A 17,870-nucleotide genomic window follows, 5' to 3' on the forward strand; every position below is an offset into this window, starting at 1 on the left:
TATTTCAAAAATATATGTTTAAGATTACATATACGGTTACTTTTGTTACAGAGCAGTTTATTTCTCTTTTCTAAAATACAAAATAGATTTTTCGAATAAAAATAACTGAATTCTTTTATTGAGAATCAGCGAACCTGGATGCAATAATTTTCCGACAAACTCACGCTGCAAAAGATGCTCAAAAGCTACATTAAAAGCTCTCTTACAATAATGTAAATTCCCATTATTAAGATGAACCAGCCGAAAGCAGGTTTGAGTTTTCTACCGTCTATTTTTTTTGACAATTGTGCTCCTATAATAATCCCCACTATGGAAATGGATGAGACCGTTGCAAGTAGTTTCCAGTTGATCGGGACGTTGTGCATTGAAGTGAAAAATCCGATAAGGGAATTCAGGGAAATGATGACAAGCGAGGTACCGATGGCTACCTTCATTGGTGTCTTGAGCAAATTGACGAGTGCAGGAATAATCATAAAGCCACCACCCGCACCGACCAAACCAGTAAGCACCCCGACAACCGACCCTTGCCCTGCTGCCAAAAGATTGTTATTTTTATTAAAATGAATCGATTCTATCTGCGGCGCTACTCTACTTTGAATCATTTTGTACGATGCGAGAATCATTAATAATGCAAAAATCAGAAGTAATAAGATATCTTTGGTAACCACTAAAGTACTGATTGTAAGAACTTCATCAGGAATCAGAGGCAAAATAAAATTTCTGGTCAAAAAAATAGATATTATTGACGGGACACCAAAAACCAAAGCTGTTTTTATATTAACCAGCCCTTTCTTAAAGTAGGAAAATGAACCTACCACACTGCTGATTCCAACTATGAAAAGTGAATATTCTGTGGCTACGAAGGCATCTATACCAAAGAGATATACTAAGACAGGCACAGTAAGAATACTTCCCCCTCCTCCTATCAGCCCTAAGGAAATACCAATAAATATTGCGGCAATGTATCCGAAAATTTCCATCTCTTTAATTTTATATGACAAAAATGGATATTTCTATTTTACTGCACCGCTACTTTTGTTACATAAGAAAATTTTAGTTCAGATCTGAAAAAATAATTTTGTTTCTTCCCAATTTCACTTTTCCAGAATCTTCCAATTGCTTTAGAAGTCGGGAAACAACAACTCTTACTGTTCCAAGTTCATTCGCAAGCTGCTCGTGAGTAACGACTATAGTATTTGAATTTGCTATTTCTGCTTTTTTAGTAAGAAGATTTAGTAGTCGCTCATCTACCTTTTTAAAAGCTATAGCATTAATAATATCCAGTAATTCTTCAAAGCGTTTGTGATATAGTCTGAAAATATAGTCCAGCCATTCCGGATATTCTTTGATAAAGAGCGAAACCTTTTCTACAGGTAAGAAAAGTATCTCGGAATCTTCTTCAACTTCTGCCTTTACAATACTCTTTTCATTATGCATTCCACCAAGAAAAGACATAATGCAGCTTTCACCTGCTTTAATATAGTATAATAATATTTCTCTTCCATCTTCTTCCGTTCGTATTACTTTCAACAATCCCTTCATTACAAGTGGTATAGATCGGATCGAAGCATTTTCATCTAAAATGATTTCACCTTCCCGGTAGGTTTTTATATTACCATTTTGGTAAAGCTTATCAAGTAATTCCTGTGAAGAAATGACATCGGAAGAAAATTCAGTATGTTCCATTGCAAAAATATTTCTTCTAATATAATATATTTCTTCTGAATATAAACCGTCAATATGTAACCTAGAACATTTTATTTTGTTGCAAATTACTAATAGATAAAAAATCTATTTCAAACTTAATTTGTAAATTTGGTATTGTTAGCTATTGTAGGCATAAGATAAATTTTGAATAAGATATGAATAAAGATAAACCAAATCATACCAGTGAACATTTGGCAAATGAAAGAACATTTCTTGCGTGGATGCGAACATCGATAGCATTGATGGGTTTCGGATTCATACTAGTTAAATTTTCCCTATTTCTTAAGCAGATACCTTTAGTTGCAGAAGCTAAAAACACAGTGCACGCTCAAAATGGACATTCCAGTCTTGTAGGGATTGTAATTGTCATTGTTGGAGCTATAGTTTTATTATTTTCATATATTAATTACTACAATAACAAAAAACGTATTAATAATAATACATTTTACGAGAACAACATTTTCTTGCTCATAGTCACCACTGTTTTATTTTTGCTGAGCATTTTTTTAATACATTACTTATTAAATAACATATAAATGATACTCACAGATTTCAATTAATTAGCTATTATAAATCAATAAAAATCGAAAGAGTGTTTCACATAGATGATGGGAAAACGCAGTCCGATTTCCTTGAAATTAAGGTTTTTTCCAGAGTTCAGTAGATAATCTTTATTATTACAATTATCAAGAATCCTTCAGCAAAAATGAGTTACCTAAAAAATTACAACAATTTCCTTATTAGTAAATTTTTGCTTCAATTCCATCATATCCTCACTGACTTTTTTATCAAGTATTTTCGCATAATGCTGTGTTGTCTTAATGCTCTTGTGACCTAGCATTTTACTAACACTTTCAATGGAAACCCCATTAGATAAAGTTATCGTTGTTGCAAAGGTATGTCGTGCAATATGATAGGTCAATTCTTTGTTAATTCCGCACAGGTCGGCAATCTCCTTAAGATATGCATTCATCTTTTGATTACTCAGAATAGGCAGCAACTTTCCATTATTAAGACATACTGGATGATTTTTGTATTTTTCAATAATTTTCTCTGTTTGAGAAAGTAAGGGAATATTAGAAGTAGTTTTAGTTTTCTGACGTTTTGTATAAATCCATTGAGAGCCATCAAGTCCCAAATTGATATTTTGATATGTTAGTTTTTGAGTATCAATGTACGCTAGTCCGGTGAAACAGCTGAACAGAAAAATATCTCTTACCAAAGACAATCTCTCATTTTTAAAATCTTTGGCAAAAAGTACTTCTATCTCCTTTTCATTAAGGAACATTCTTGTCACTTCATTAAACTTAGAATGATAGTTCATAAAAGGATCTCTTTCCATCCATCCATTTGCAAGACAGATACGTATAATCTTACCAAAATTCTTGATATATTTTACTGCAGAATTATTATTACAGGATCTTTCAGTCCTTAAAAAAAATTCAAAATCGTTTAGAAAAGCATAATCGATCTTTTTTATTTCAATGTCGGTAATACTATATTTCCATTTCAAAAAATCTTTGGTATGTTTCAGACAGGTCTTATAACGGGTTAACGTTCCTTGGGCAAATTCTTTGTCTATAAGTTTCTCCATTCGATCATTATGATCCTGAAAAACGGGAATGAGTGTTCGGGTTATTCTACCTCTACCTACTAACTTATTCTTAATAGCCTCAGAAGTTACGGCTTCCTTATCTCTGATTAATTCGTGATAGGTATCGTAAACTTTTTGCTCAAATGTTTTCAAATAATAATTAAGGGATCTGCATTCTTCCGAAGAGCCACTAACCTTCTGCATTGCAGAATTCCATTTCGTAGGCTTTACTGTACGCTTTGTGCTTATTTCGGTTATTTTGCCGTCGATGGTAATCCGCAAATAAATAGGAGACTCTCCTACAGAATTGATTTTCGATTTCTTCACATAGAAAAGTAAATTGAATGTCTTGTTCATATCGTTTAGCTTTTGAGATTTAAAATTAACCTTAGTAAAAACTTAACACAAGATGTTCAGTTGCTGAACCAGCTGCTGAAAAGGGTTTGTCTGAATTTCCAGTGACCTTTTTAACCTATTTCAACAGGTCACTGAATAGGTCACTTTCAGATTATGCTTTTTTAGTTCTCTTTGAACAGACATAAAACAAAAAAAGCTTTAAAACATACGTTTTAAAGCTTTTTGTACTACTTTGATATTGTAGTTGCGATCCGGACGGGACTCGAACCCGCGACCTCCGCCGTGACAGGGCGGCATTCTAACCAGCTGAACTACCGGATCAATTTTTTTAAAAGTAATTGAAAAACTTTATGCGATCCGGACGGGACTCGAACCCGCGACCTCCGCCGTGACAGGGCGGCATTCTAACCAGCTGAACTACCGGATCATGTTTTTTGTGAAAGAACGTCGTTTCTTTTTCGTGGTTGCAAAATTACACCTTTTTTTATTACCTGCAAATTATTTTCAAAAAAAATGCCTCCCAATCGTGGAAGGCATTCATTATCAAACTTATTTTTTTATAAGTGAGCGCTTAGTTTTTCAGCGATTACCTCTTTTGGAGCTACACCTACTAATTTATCTACTACTTCTCCATTCTTAAAAATAAGAACGGTAGGGATATTTCTAATACCATACTGCATTGAAATCTCCTGGTTGTTGTCAACATCCACTTTCCCCACTACTGCTTTCCCTTCAAAATCTGATGCTACTTCTTCGATGATTGGTCCTAACGTTCTGCAAGGTCCACACCATACTGCCCAGAAGTCTACTAAAACTGGTTTATCTGATTTTAAAACCGTATCCTGGAATGAGCTGTCTGTAATTTCTAAAGCCATTTTGTTTCTTTTATTTTAATTAATATTATTTTTCTTTTTCAATTCTATTGAGTGTTCAAAATTACGACTTTTACATCATAAGACTATCTATGCTCAACATTAGTTTTTTCTATAGCATAGTCTTTTGAAATCTCTTTTAAAGCATCCACTAATGCATCTATATCAGCTTTTGTAGTCATATGACTGAAAGAGATACGTAATGGCGTACAATGATCCATTTCATCCTCTGAAAGTACCATCATCATAACCATTGATGGTTTAGATGCTCCGGAAGAACATGCGCTTCCCTGAGAAATAGCAATCCCTTTCATATCCAGTTGAAGACCGATTAACGGGTTTTTATATGGCAATAAAGCACTTAAAACCGTATAAAGACTGTTTTCTTTTTCAGCACTTCTTCCATTGAATTTTATCCCTCCAACTTCAGCAGATAATCTTTCAATAGCGTAATCCTTGATTTCCTGCATGTGCTGGGTATATTCATTCATATGATCCAGAGAAAGCTCTAAAGCTTTACCCAATCCTACAATACCACAAACATTTTCAGTTCCTGCTCTCAGACTTCTTTCCTGAGGTCCTCCGGTAATAATTCCTTTTAAACCTGTTGATTTTCTGATGTAAGCAAAGCCTGAACCTTTTGGTCCATGAAACTTGTGGGCACTACATGAAGCAAAATCTACAGGAATATCTGAGAAATCAAGATTCATGTGAGCCATCGTTTGCACAGTATCCGAATGGAAAAGAGCATTATGCGCCTTACAAAGCTCAGCTACTTTTTTAAGATCCATAAGGTTACCGATCTCGTTGTTGGCATGCATTAAGCTTACCAAAGTCTTTTTATCTGAAGCTTTTAATAATTCTTCTAGTTTATTAAGATCAATATCTCCTTTTTCATTAGGACGGATATAATTTACTTCTACCCCTTTTCTCGCTTTCATATCCAGGATACTTTCAGAAACACATTTATGTTCCAAAGGCGAGCTGATAATTCTCTCTACTCCAAGGTGTTCTACCGAGGATTTGATAATCATATTGTTGGATTCTGTTCCACAGGAAGTAAAAATGATCTCAGCAGGAGTTACATGAAGATAGTCTGCAACCTGTCTTCTTACATTTTCAATAAGGATTTTGGCTTCCTGTCCAAAGCTATGAGTTGAAGACGGGTTTCCGAAGTTCATCTTCATCGTACCAACCATTGCATCTATAACTTCTTCTGCAAGAGGAGTGGTTGCGGCATTATCTAAATATATTTTATCCATTATTATTTTGAATATTTTAATTCTACGGAGGTAAACTGGTAATTTGCAGGAACAGCAAAAACGAACCAAGGATTGGAAAGTACCTGAATTTCCATTCCACCGGAAGGTTCTCCAGCCGGAACTTCTACATACAGGACATTATTCTTTACAGATACCCCTTTAATTTCATTGATACTATGGCTACCTGATCTGAAACTCCCAAGATTGTATACAATAACTTTCTTGTCTTTAGGGAATTTCGGATAATTGGATGCAGCATCCTTTCCTTCTTCTATCACTTGAAAACCTACTTTTCCCAAAGCAAGATATTCTTTTTCATCTTTAATGATCCTGAAACCTGGCTGCTCGGCACCCCCTTGAGAGTTGGTTACCAGAAGTTCTGCTTTCTGCTGCATATCAGACAATTTTTGTTGAGATGTTGTTGTACCTGCACAGCTCATCAGGATCGCTGTACATGCCATTAACAGACTTTTCATTTTTTTCACTTTTATCACCCAAAATTAGTGAAAAAATTGGTAATGTCCCTCATTTGCCCATTTCAACATTGGCTTATCCCCGGAAGTATCACCAAATGCAATAATTTTGTCATATCTGGAATCGTTAATTTCTTCTTTTATCCGCACCAGTTTTTCTTTACCGTTACAATTTTTTCCAATGAAGTTTCCCGTGAAGACCCCGTTCTTGAACTCAGCCCGTGTAGAAACAAGCTGCATTTTTAATACTTCAGCAAAAGGTTTTACCCAGATATCCAAAGAAGCAGTTACCAATAAACTTTTTGTATGATCCCTATCGATATTTTGAATAAAATCCAGTGCATTTTCCCTTACGATTCTGGGATAATGCAATTCAAAGAACTGCTTGGATTTCAATTCTATCTTCTCCTGGGTCTGTCCTTTTAAGATAGATCCGATAAAGCTTTTCTTCACTTTTTCAGTTTCTGCCAATTTAAGCTTCAATAGGATAAAAAGCGGTACATGCTTTAAAAATTGTATTCTATATTTTGTAGAATCGTAAAATTTAAGATACATAAACATAGTATCCTTATACGTCAGGGTTCCGTCAAAATCAAAACAATACAACTTTTTCATTTTTTTTAAAGCTTTAACTTTTTAAATATAAATTCAGGGATATTCCTGATAATCATCATGATAATACTCCAAATCGGCAAAACATATGCCACATTCTTCTGTTTTTTGAACGCTTTATAAATACAAGCTGCTGCCTGCTTGGGCGTTGCCGTTAATTTAGGATTTAAGGGCAGACCTTCTGTCATTTTAGTCGCCATAAACCCAGGTTTTATCGTCAGTACATGTACTTTTTTACTAAAAAGATAATTTCTGAGTCCACTCAGATACGCTGTAAAAGCAGCCTTTGCACTTCCGTAAATAAAATTACTCTGTCTTCCACGATCTCCTGCCACTGATGAAAGTCCGATGATTGTTCCCGATCTTCTGCTTTCAAATTTATGGGCAAAATAATTCATTACCGGAATCAGTTTAGAGTAATTGATATTAATGATACGTTCTGTATTCTTATTATCATACAATCCTTCCTCTGTTCCTTCACCCAAATATCCTACGGCACAAAATAATACATTTGAATTGATATAATCAAATCTGTTATAATCTATTTCTTTCATCAGATCCAGTTCTATTACTTCGGACTGTTGCAGAAATTTCACATCAATATGTCTTGCAAACCTTTCTGTAGTTTCTTTATTTGAGGTAAAAAGATAGATTTTTTCAAACTTTTCTCCTTCCTGAAGTGCTTTTTCCACAAAAGCCTGTGCCACTTCAGATGTACTTCCCAGAACTATCATTATGAATTGTTGTTTAAGATTCTTTTGTGCTGTAAAGACACAAATTTAGGACTTCTAATATTTTTCAGGTAATTAGTTAATGAAGATCTGCTCATGCTGTCTTTAGTAAGATAAATTCTTCCTCCGAACTCCTGAACAATACTATCTAACTGGTCTACCAGCTTTTTCAGTTTTGAATTGACTTTAAAATCCAGCGCCAATGTATACCCTTCCACAGGGAAAGAATTGTAAGCCTCCGGATTATTCTTTCCGAAAAGTTTCAACACCGCTAAGAATGAACCGTTCCCACTATTAGCAATCGTTTCAAGAATTCTCTTCATTCCTTCTTTTCCTGCTTCTTTCGGAATCACCATCTGATATTGTATGAAACCGGATTTACCATAGATCTTATTCCATTCATTGATGGCATCCAAAGGATAGAAAAACGTTTCGTAATCAATGAAGTTCTTGACTTCTTTTTTGGATTGTTTTTTATAATACAGCCAGTTAAAAATCTTTACCGTCAGGGCATTCAATACAAATCCCGGAAAATAAAAAGGAACAGTAGGCTGTAATTTTTTCTTTAATCTTAAGGGAGTTTTTCCCATACTCTGAGGCAATTCATGCTGGAAAGCATGCTCTCCCCTCATCAGAATACTCCTTCCGATGTTTTTTCCTTTCTGAAGGCAATCAATCCACGCTACGGTATACGTCCAGCTTTCACTTTCGTCAAACAGCTTAAAAATCTCATCAAGATTTTCTGCTTTGATGCTCTCCTGGCGGATATAAGCAGATTCTATATTTTTAAGCTTAAATTTTGCGGTCAGAATGATTCCTGTAAGTCCCATTCCACCAATCGTAGCCCAAAACTTTTCTGAATTTTCTTCTCTTGAACAGGTAATGATCTCCCCATTCTCAACCATCAGTTTAAACTCAATCACATATTCTGAAAAACAACCTTCTGCATGGTGATTCTTTCCATGTACATCAGAAGCAATAGCTCCTCCCACAGAAACAAATTTTGTCCCTGGAGTTACATATAGGAAATATCCTTGTGGAACTGATATTTCAAGTACATCCGAAAGCAATACCCCGGATTCACATTCTATGATCCCGTTCAAACGATCAAAACTGATAAATTTATTTAATTTTTTGGTGGAAAATATACTTTCCCCCAATGAGGCATCTCCATAACATCTTCCGTTTCCTCTTGCGATAACTTCATTGTGGTTGAGTACGAACTCTTTTATATTTTTGAAGCTGTCCTCAGATCTCATTTCTTTTTCCACTACCGGGAAATTGCCCCAGTTTGTAACTTTCTGTGTGAAATTTGGCTTCATTTCTTAAAGTAAATTTGAATTAAAAATGTGGCCACCCAAAGTAATAAAGTAACCTGTATATAACGGTCTCTGTACACAATTTTTGTCGGAGATTCTGTTCTGTTGTACACCAGGGTCTGCTGCAGATATCTTAAAAGAGCAAATACAACAAAAACTACCGTATAAAAAACTCTTTCATGAAATCTTGCCTGCACTTCCGGCGAAAGGGTAAACATCAGATAACAAACAATTGCCAGTGTGATGGATATGGATAATGCAATGTCCGCAAACTGTACATTATAACCATCCAGGGCCTTTCTAGTTTTTCCTGAAACCTGAGCATTAATAAGTTCACCTCTCCTCTTTCCGATGGCTAATACCAATGCCAGTACAAAAGTCAGTAAGATTGCCCATTGGGAAATACTGATTCCGGTAATGTAACCACCTGCCAGAACACGCAGTACAAATCCTATGGCAATGATAAAGATATCAATGATCGGAACATGCTTCAATCTGAATGTATATGCAAGATTCATCATCACATAAAAAGCGATAATCGTTGCAAATTTCCATAACGGCTGATGGAAATACAGTTGTGCAAAGCCAACAAAAGCAATATCTGCAATCAAAAGCCCAATAAGGATTCCTATGGCCGTAGATTTTGAAATGGCACCACTCGCCAGCGGGCGTCTTCTTTTTTCAGGATGTTTCCTATCTGCCTCAATGTCATTATAATCATTCAGAATATAAACAACGCTTGCTGCAAATGAGAAGATGATAAAAGCAAAGATACTTTTGGTAAGTAAATCAAAATTGGTAATGTTACCGGAGAAAAATAGAGGGACAAATACAAAAAGGTTTTTCACCCATTGCTCCACCCGGAGCAGCTTTAAATATTTTTTCATTTATGTTATTTCAATTACAAAAATAATAAATTCAAAATTGACAGGTATAAAAATACAAAAAAAACCGCCGGGGCGGTCTTTTACGAAAATATTTATATATTAAATTAATTACTGCCCTTGCTTGGCATCATTAATCATTTTCTCATTTGCAGTAATAGCAAATTCAACTCTTCTGTTTTTAGCTCTTCCTTCGTCTGTATCGTTGCTTGCAACCGGCATGTTTTTACCTTCACCTTTTGTGAACATTCTGCTTCCTGCCAATCCTTTTCCTACTAAGTAAGCTTTTACAGCATCTGCTCTTCTTTGAGAAAGGGCCATGTTGTAAGCATCCTTACCTACGCTGTCTGTGTGTCCGTAGATATTAATGTTAGTATCAGGATTATCAGCCAATACTTTAGCTAATTTATCTAAGTTACTTTGCGCTACAGAAGTAAGATTTGAAGAGTCGAAAGCGAAGTTTACGATACTTTCATTCATCGTAACTTTAATACCATCCCCTACTCTTTCTACCTGAGCACCTGGTAAAGTTTCTTTAATATCTTTTGCCTGCTTATCCATTTTGTTACCGATAACGTTACCTGCAACACCACCGATAATACCACCTAGTACAGCACCAATAGCACCGTTACCTCCTTTTCCTACATTATTTCCAAGAATACCACCTAGCACAGCTCCTGAAGCTACCCCTACAGCAGTACCTCTTTGTTGGTGATTTGAATTTTGAACGGCTTCACAACTTGTCAATAATAATGCTGATGACAAGAAAAGAGCTCCTACGTATGTTTTAGTAAATTTCATTTTTTTAATCTTTTATGTTATTTAAATTATTTCATTCCAGTTCTTTCGAAGTTGTAAACTACTTTTACACTTCCTCCTTCAAATGGAACGTCTTGCTGAAGAGAAAACTGATCTGTGCTTTGGTTGATTACCGATAAAGTATACCCTGCAATATTCTGTTTTGCTTTTGTACCTGCAAGAACTTTTTTAAACATAAATGTATCACCATTCTTTATTTCAAACTTGATAGGCTGTGTAATGGCTGGACAGCTTCCTCCTCCGTTCAGGGTATAAGCGCCTGTCCAGTTGTTCGGAATCAATCTCCAGTGGCTTCCTACGAAACACTGCGCATCTGCCCCTTCGTCAAAAGGCTTAATTTTATAACCTTTGTCGTAGTCTATGCTCACAATCTGCCAGTCTCCTTTTAATTTAAGGAAGTCAGCTCTTTGATTCTGAGATGTAGCTGCGTTATTCACAGAGGAACAAGACACTGCAAAAAGTGATGTTCCTAACATCCCTGCAAGTAGTAACTTTTTCATTTTGTTGTTTATTATTTTGTTACATTAAAGTTACAAAAAACCGTGCCAAAATTGTATTTAAAAAATAAAAAAGTCCGAAAAATTTCGGACTCTTTTATTAGCTATTTAAAAATGAATATTTTAACATTTTTGCTGAAGAAAACAAAAACAGCATCTTATCGTAGTTCACCATTGATATCTCCAACTTCTCCATTCATAAAATGGATATCATAATCATTTATAAATAATTATTTTCTAACAGCTTTACTTGCTTTTTTAATCACTTTAACACCAGGAGCTTTGCTTCCGTTATAGAAATTATTATAAGCGTATTCAGCGGCTTTTTTTACGTCTATAACACCTCCTGCAGCAGAAAAATCAGTAAAACCATTCGCTGAGCTCGGATTACTCGATTTTTTCAATGATTCAATGATCTGATCAGGTTTAAGGTTGGGCATATAAGCCAGCAGAACTGCTGCAGCTCCTGATACTACAGGAGAAGCCATCGATGTTCCATCCAGATACTCATACTTACTTCCTTTCACCGTTGAATAGATTCTTTCTCCCGGAGCAAAAACATCTACCATTTTCTTATTGAAGTTGGAGAAACTTGCTCTAAGGGCATTATTATCATTTGTACTTGCTCCTACTACAATTACGTTATTGACAAATGGTTTTTCATCATTAACATTTTTATAGTTGGTAGGATATGCTAAATGTTCTGCTACATCTTCATTCTCATTACCGGCTGCTTTTACCAAAAGAACTCCTTTATCCTCAGCATATTTAAACGCATCCCAAACTACATTTTTACCTGGAGAAACCGGCTTACCAAAACTCATATTCAGGATTTTAGCACCATTATCTACGGCGTATCTGATTGCATTGGCAACGTCTTTATCTCTTTCATCTCCATCAGGCACAGCTCTTACAGTCATAATTTTAGCTACTCTTGAAGCAATCCCATGTTGAATTTCTTTTCCTTGTGGAAGTCCTGCAATAATTCCAGCTACGTGGGTTCCGTGTTCTGCATCAGGTCCTTCGTAATGATTGTTTCCGTAATTCTTTTCAGAATAATCATCATAGTTATCTCCTACGATTTCTTTTCTCGGATCATATGAAAGGTCATATTGTTTTGCTGCCGGTGCAAAATGATCAATCGCTTCTTTCATATCTTTTTTCATCCTCTCTTCAAATTCAGCAGAGGATTTTCCTTTAAAATCCGGACTTTGAGAAACCTGGCTTAAAACCTCCAAAGCAACAGCATCCTTTTGATCCGTAGGCTTCTTAATGGCTGCAATATTTTCTGCCGTTACTGGTTTTCCAGCCAACAGCTTCACCATATTAGGGATCAGCTCATTAATCATAGAATAAGTTCTGAAATTTTGCTGAGATTCCACACTTTTCTTTGTGAAAAGATCTTTAGCTTTCATATACATGGCAAAGTCTTCCGGCATTTTAGCCTGATTAGCTTTGTTCTTTGCAGAGTCATCTCCTTCAAAAAGAGGTTTGTATTTGGCTACAACTCTTGTTACTTCCATGTTATCGATGTCAATATCACCATTTTTCCCTCCAATAAAGTTCCAACCGTGAATGTCATCGATATATCCGTTTCCATCATCATCTTTTCCGTTTCCAGGTATTTCATTAGGATTTCTCCACATATTTTTCACCAATCCCGGATGATCTACCTGAACGCCACTATCCAACACTCCAACGACTACCGTTTTAGGCTTTAATCCTTTTGATTCCAGATATTTATATGCATTTTCAGTATTGACACCATATACTTTTGAAGTTGCAAAATCTTTGTGATACCACATCATCAGATTTTTATCTTCATTCGGGTCAACACTTTTAGCTTTTGACTCCTGTGCAAAGGAGAATCCAAAACCCGTCAAAAAAACTGCAGCTAATAATACCTTTTTCATATATTGATATTTGTTTAAAGTCATATACAACCGTCATCTGTTTTTGTAATCTATACTGATAGTGACGATCCTATATTAATGTTTTATATTTTTTATGTAAACAAGCGATTCAGGACCTTTGTTACAGATAAGATCCAGAACCGATAAATCTTCCAAAAAACCTAATTTGTCTGAAAAGGTCTGATAATAACTTTCCATTTCAAATTCTGAAGGATGTTTTGCAGAAAATTTTTCTCTGAAACTGACTCCTTCCGGATTTTTGATATATTCTTCATTCAAAGAGTGTGCCTTTTCTGTTTTCAGTATCTGTTGGATGATTTCTAACCCTTTAAGGTTAAAATCCAAAAGAAACTTTTCTTTCAGGTCGAAGATCTTTCTGAATTTATCTTCATAGTACTCAAAATAAGGAGAACTCTGATAGGCTGTCTGAATTGATTTCCAGTGAAGTGTTCTCCAATCTTCCCTGTAAGAAATCTCAATATCTTTAAATGCTCTTTTCCCGTTATGATTGATGGGAATTATAAGAGATAATTTTCCGTTAGCCCCATAGATATTGGTTCTGTTTCTATAGGTTTGCTTCGGAAAGTTTTCAAACTGTTCCAATACAATTTCATTTTCAGCGTCTAAAAACACTGAAAACCATGAAACCGGTGGCATGTAAAATACCGGCAATAAAACATTCTTCATATTCATAATGCAAAAATGAAGTATTTTTTCAAATACTTCATTCTATTTTAAGTTTAATTTTATTTATAGTTCGTCTTCTGTCTTATTCTTTCTGAATAATTTCACGAAATACTCCCAACCGAAGAATAATATTAAAATCATAGCTGCAATCCACCAGTATGAAGTTTTATTAGCTTCTCCTGTATTGGTTGCTTTAAACATTCTGTCCCAACGGATCTTGAACGGTGCCTGATAAGTAGAGCTGCTGTCTGCAAAAGCTCCCTGAAGACTCATCCATGTAAACATTGGTTTTCCAACAATATTTTCTTCCGGAACAAAACCAAAGAACCTTGCATCTAATGAAGCATCTCTGTTATCCCCTACCATCATGTAGTAATCTTGCTGGATGGTATATTGGTTCGCTTCTTTTCCGTTGATAAAGATTTTCCCGTTTTTCTTTTCTAAGCTGTTGTGCTCATATTCCGAAATAATCCACTGGAACATTGGAAGGGTTTCGTTGTTGATCGCTACCACATCTCCTTTTTTAGGAATTCTTACCGGACCATACCAATCCTGGTTCCAAGGTTTATTAACAGGGAAAATAGACTGTGTTGTATCGATTTTAGTTCTGGCTTCGTCTCTATAAGCTATTGCAGCTTCACCTTTCACCGAAACATCTTCTTTCATGTCTACAACATGAGGAAGCTCTTTAATATCTTTCGCAATTTTATCTGTCAGCCCCTGGAAACCATAGATAAATCCACCATTATTCTGCTGCACTTCCTGTACCGGTAAAAATCCATAGGCTTTGTATAATGTAGGAATGTCTAACTGGCTATCAGTAGTTACAATATACCTGTGCTGTACTTCCTGATCTCCTAAAACTGTTTCCGGTTTTCCGTTGACGAAAAGTCTTCCGGCTCTCATTTCAAAAGTATCACCTGCTGTAGCCACACATCTTTTTACATAAGGATCTTTTCTGTCGATTGCCGTGTGAACTGAATCCTGAGGATAGTTGAACACTACTACATCATTTTTCTGCGGCTTATTGAACTGTAAAATTCTTGTATAAGGTAATTTTACTCCGTCTACATAAGATTTAGGATCATCTTTAGGGTTTCCTTTCTGTCCTGTATCCATGATTGTTCCCTGAAGGAAAGGTATTGCTAAAGGACGCATTGGAAGTCTGTATCCATAGCTCCATTTGTTTACGAAAAGAAAGTCTCCTACTAATAAGGTTCTCTCCATGGAACCTGTAGGAATCCCAAATGGCTGCGTTACAAAAACGTGAATAATCGTTGCAAATACTACTGCAAAAGTAATAGATCCCAGAAATGTATCTTTCTTTTTGGCTTCCTTTTCTTCATCAGTAAGAAACAGGTCATTTGCATTTTCATCTTCCAATTCTACATCTTTAGAATAGTTGATGGTTGCCATATAGATGAACGGAAGAATCACTGTAAGGATCTGATCCTTGAAAAGCGTTTTTCCAAACTTCTTTACTAAATAAAGATGGAAAACAGACATCATGATTGGCCCTACAATCGGTAGATACGAAAGGATTGCCCACCATTTCGGATGTTTTGTTTCTTTTAAAATGATAAAATAGTTATAAAAAGGTATAAATGCAAATAAAGGACTATACCCCATTTTCTTAAACAACTTCCATGTTGAAATCCCCATTAATACGGATAAAATGAGGACATACACTGTATACGTTAAAAAATAATTCATAATTTTTTTGTGCCTATTCTTATGATATAAATGATAAATGATGAGTAATAAATGATAACAGCTTTTCCGCTATTGACAATTCACTATTCATCATTTTCATATTGGTCTGCAATTTACAGAATTTGTTACAATTAAAGCCCTAAAACATCCTTCATTCCGAAGTTTCCTTTTTTGTCTTTGATCCATTCGGCAGCAACTACTGCTCCTAATGCAAAGCCATTTCGGTTGAATGCGGTATGCTTGATCTCAATTTCATCCACTTCACTTCTATAGAAAACACTGTGTGTTCCTGGAACTTCGTCTTCACGAACAGCGAAAATCCCCAGTTGGTTACCTTCTGTTTCTTCCAGTTTCCAGGCGTCAAATTTTGGATTATTATTAATGATCCCTTCTGCTATAGAAATTGCAGTTCCGCTTGGGGCATCTTTTTTATGGATATGGTGAATTTCTTCCAACTGACAAGAATATTCATTAACATTCTTCATTAGATCAGCCAGCTTTTCGTTCAAAGCAAAAAATAAATTAACGCCTAAACTAAAGTTTGAACCATATAAAAAGGCAGTATCATTATCTACAGCCAGTTTTTCAATTTCAGCTTTTTTCTCCAGCCATCCTGTTGTTCCGCAAATTACCGGAATTTTATTTTCAAGGCAAGCTTTAATATTGTCATAGGCAACTTCCGGTAAGGAAAATTCAATAACAACATCCGGATTGTTAAGATTTTCAGCAGTTGGGGTTTCCTTCAGGCGAGCCACTACTTCGTGACCTCTTTTCTGTGCGATCTCATCAATGATCTTACCCATTTTACCGTAACCAACTAATGCTATTTTCATGTAATCTTTTTTATTTTGATTGTTACCTTCCACCTTTCTGTATCCTGTATGTATTGTCTATTAAAATCTATAACTTAAAGCGAATCCTGTTTTGGGTGCATCAAATCCGTATTGATCCTGGATTAATGACGGCTTAAAGGTTAAATCAGGATCATGACGGCTTTCATAGAGATGGGCATCCACTACGGCATCTACGATATTCAATATATAGATCAATCCTGTAATGGCAATGGCGTAATCTCTTTGTCTTTTCGCTCTGTCCTGAGCATTCCCTAACGCTATTTTATCTAGCCAAGGGCGAGCATCCACGAATTCATTTGGAGTACCGTTTAGCTTAGCGATATAGTATTCTCTGTATTTCTTGTATTGATTATCATTCCATACTGCAATACCGACTCCTGCTCCTACAGCTCCCCAAACGATTGGAATTTTCCAGTACTTTTTATTATAGAACTGTCCCAAACCTGGCAATACTGCAGAATACAGCCCAGCTCTGGTTGGGTTAAGTTTTACAGTTACCCTGGTAGGACCATTCGCTTTTTCAAGATCTTCGATGATCTTGGATTCTGTTTTGGTTGGTTTTATCAAACGAAGTTCTTCTTTCGTAGGTGTTTGTACCCGAACAGTATCAATAGGTGCAACTTGTGAGTATGCCAATGCAGTAATACACAAGAAAAATGTGAAAAATATTTTCTTCATTTATTTAATATGGGATAAAATATATTCCAGCTCTTCTTCATTTTTGAAGTCCAGAACAATTTTACCTTTTTTACCATTTCCAGAAGCCTTGATCTCCACTTTTACATCCAGGATGTCAGCGATAGTCTTCTGGGCTCTTTTATAGTTATTCGAAAGTTCGGCGTTTGCTTTTTTAGCTGCCGGAGACTTTGGATTTTTTAATGCTGCAGCGGCTTGTTCAGCCTGACGCACATTTAATTTTTCTTTAATGATAAGATCGAATAAAACCTGTTGATCTTCTTCACTTTCAAGACTGATGATTGCTCTACCATGTCCTGCAGAAATTTCACCGCTTCTGATCGCATTCTGAATATCCGGATTCAATCTTAAAAGCCTAATTGAATTGGTAATAGTACTTCTATCTTTCCCTATTCTCTGGCTAAGATTTTCCTGAGTAAGACCGATTTCTTCCAAAAGCCTGTGATAGGTAAGGGCAATTTCGATTGCATCAAGATCTTCTCTCTGGATGTTCTCAACAAGAGCCATCTCAAGAAGCTCCTGGTCATTTACCAAACGAATATAAGCCGGAACCGTTGTTAAACCTGCAATTTTACTTGCTCTGTAACGTCTTTCCCCGGATATGATCTCGAATTTCTCACCGTCTTTTCTTAGGGTAATCGGTTGAATTATCCCTAAATTTTTAATAGACTGTGCTAATTCCTCTAGTGCTTTTTCATCAAAATAAGTTCTCGGCTGCGTTGGGTTCGGATATATATCTTCAAGCGCAACTTCTACAATATTTCCCACAAACTTATCTGCCCCCTCATCGGTAGCAGAGTTTACAGTTGCTTTGGATTCTGCACTTAAAATGGCGCCCAAGCCGCGTCCCATAGCTCTTTTTTTGTCCTTCATAGATATA

At 35.8% G+C, this 17,870-nt stretch carries 19 protein-coding genes and 2 tRNA genes; 1 reads left to right on the plus strand and 20 read right to left on the minus strand.

The genetic code is table 11. The annotated features are described in order from the left end of the window. Positions 1-185 precede the first annotated feature (185 nt). Both EG344_RS05605 and EG344_RS05610 read right to left on the minus strand, forming a co-directional pair. Complete coding sequence (locus EG344_RS05605; RefSeq protein ID WP_034741481.1) at positions 186-980, minus strand: sulfite exporter TauE/SafE family protein; 795 nt, start codon at positions 978-980, stop codon at positions 186-188. Between the two features lie 73 nt (positions 981-1,053). Next, complete coding sequence (locus EG344_RS05610; protein WP_034976043.1) at positions 1,054-1,686, minus strand: Crp/Fnr family transcriptional regulator; 633 nt, start codon at positions 1,684-1,686, stop codon at positions 1,054-1,056. Between the two features lie 263 nt (positions 1,687-1,949). Here EG344_RS05610 and EG344_RS24505 point away from each other — a divergent pair, with 263 nt between their 5' ends. Next, complete coding sequence (locus tag EG344_RS24505; RefSeq protein ID WP_346986600.1) at positions 1,950-2,243, plus strand: DUF202 domain-containing protein; 294 nt, start codon at positions 1,950-1,952, stop codon at positions 2,241-2,243. A gap of 179 nt (positions 2,244-2,422) precedes the next feature. On the opposite strand, the gene EG344_RS05620 is transcribed toward EG344_RS24505, so the two are convergent. The 18 genes from EG344_RS05620 to EG344_RS05705 form a co-directional block, all read right to left on the minus strand. Beyond that, the gene (locus EG344_RS05620) at positions 2,423-3,658 is read right to left on the minus strand and encodes a site-specific integrase (RefSeq protein ID WP_034741491.1); all 1,236 of its coding nucleotides are present in this window, start codon (positions 3,656-3,658) and stop codon (positions 2,423-2,425) included. 247 nt (positions 3,659-3,905) lie between these two features. Then, positions 3,906-3,979, minus strand: a tRNA-Asp gene (locus EG344_RS05625). Positions 3,980-4,011: 32 nt separating this feature from the next. Next, a tRNA-Asp gene (locus EG344_RS05630) sits at positions 4,012-4,085 on the minus strand. Positions 4,086-4,215: 130 nt separating this feature from the next. Then, entirely contained in the window at positions 4,216-4,533 is a 318-nt protein-coding gene (gene trxA, locus EG344_RS05635) for a thioredoxin (RefSeq protein WP_027374941.1), read from the minus strand. An 83-nt stretch (positions 4,534-4,616) separates the two neighbouring features. Further along, the gene (locus EG344_RS05640) at positions 4,617-5,792 is read right to left on the minus strand and encodes a cysteine desulfurase family protein (protein ID WP_123908643.1); all 1,176 of its coding nucleotides are present in this window, start codon (positions 5,790-5,792) and stop codon (positions 4,617-4,619) included. 2 nt (positions 5,793-5,794) lie between these two features. Then, positions 5,795-6,268, minus strand: coding sequence for a hypothetical protein (locus tag EG344_RS05645; RefSeq protein ID WP_123908644.1), 474 nt, complete (start codon positions 6,266-6,268; stop codon positions 5,795-5,797). A 24-nt stretch (positions 6,269-6,292) separates the two neighbouring features. Then, complete coding sequence (locus EG344_RS05650; protein WP_123908645.1) at positions 6,293-6,880, minus strand: HAD-IB family hydrolase; 588 nt, start codon at positions 6,878-6,880, stop codon at positions 6,293-6,295. 5 nt (positions 6,881-6,885) lie between these two features. Next, positions 6,886-7,611, minus strand: a complete 726-nt coding sequence (locus tag EG344_RS05655; RefSeq protein ID WP_123908646.1) for an SDR family NAD(P)-dependent oxidoreductase — start codon at positions 7,609-7,611, stop codon at positions 6,886-6,888. After that, positions 7,611-8,930, minus strand: a complete 1,320-nt coding sequence (locus tag EG344_RS05660; protein WP_123908647.1) for an FAD-dependent oxidoreductase — start codon at positions 8,928-8,930, stop codon at positions 7,611-7,613. The genes EG344_RS05655 and EG344_RS05660 overlap by 1 nt, the downstream gene beginning before the upstream one ends. Next, entirely contained in the window at positions 8,927-9,814 is an 888-nt protein-coding gene (locus EG344_RS05665; protein WP_123908648.1) for a decaprenyl-phosphate phosphoribosyltransferase, read from the minus strand. The genes EG344_RS05660 and EG344_RS05665 overlap by 4 nt, the downstream gene beginning before the upstream one ends. Positions 9,815-9,922: 108 nt before the next feature. After that, complete coding sequence (locus EG344_RS05670; RefSeq protein ID WP_123908649.1) at positions 9,923-10,612, minus strand: OmpA family protein; 690 nt, start codon at positions 10,610-10,612, stop codon at positions 9,923-9,925. 26 nt (positions 10,613-10,638) lie between these two features. Beyond that, positions 10,639-11,130 (minus strand): lipocalin family protein, encoded by a 492-nt coding sequence (locus tag EG344_RS05675; protein ID WP_068941648.1) that lies wholly within the window; start codon positions 11,128-11,130, stop codon positions 10,639-10,641. Between the two features lie 227 nt (positions 11,131-11,357). Then, the gene (locus EG344_RS05680; protein ID WP_123908650.1) at positions 11,358-13,040 is read right to left on the minus strand and encodes a S8 family serine peptidase; all 1,683 of its coding nucleotides are present in this window, start codon (positions 13,038-13,040) and stop codon (positions 11,358-11,360) included. A 75-nt stretch (positions 13,041-13,115) separates the two neighbouring features. Next, positions 13,116-13,733, minus strand: a complete 618-nt coding sequence (locus EG344_RS05685) for a WbqC family protein (protein ID WP_410493996.1) — start codon at positions 13,731-13,733, stop codon at positions 13,116-13,118. Between the two features lie 57 nt (positions 13,734-13,790). Further along, on the minus strand, positions 13,791-15,440 hold the full coding sequence (gene lepB, locus EG344_RS05690) for a signal peptidase I (protein WP_123908651.1): 1,650 nt from the start codon (positions 15,438-15,440) through the stop codon (positions 13,791-13,793). A gap of 131 nt (positions 15,441-15,571) precedes the next feature. Further along, a complete protein-coding gene (dapB, locus tag EG344_RS05695; protein WP_123908652.1) occupies positions 15,572-16,273 on the minus strand; it encodes a 4-hydroxy-tetrahydrodipicolinate reductase in 702 nt (233 codons plus the stop codon). Positions 16,274-16,333: 60 nt separating this feature from the next. Beyond that, positions 16,334-16,972, minus strand: coding sequence for a DUF5683 domain-containing protein (locus tag EG344_RS05700; protein WP_123908653.1), 639 nt, complete (start codon positions 16,970-16,972; stop codon positions 16,334-16,336). After that, on the minus strand, positions 16,973-17,863 hold the full coding sequence (locus tag EG344_RS05705) for a ParB/RepB/Spo0J family partition protein (protein WP_123908654.1): 891 nt from the start codon (positions 17,861-17,863) through the stop codon (positions 16,973-16,975). Positions 17,864-17,870 lie beyond the last annotated feature (7 nt).

The organism is Chryseobacterium sp. G0162 (assembly GCF_003815715.1).
Taxonomy (GTDB): Bacteria; Bacteroidota; Bacteroidia; order Flavobacteriales; family Weeksellaceae; genus Chryseobacterium.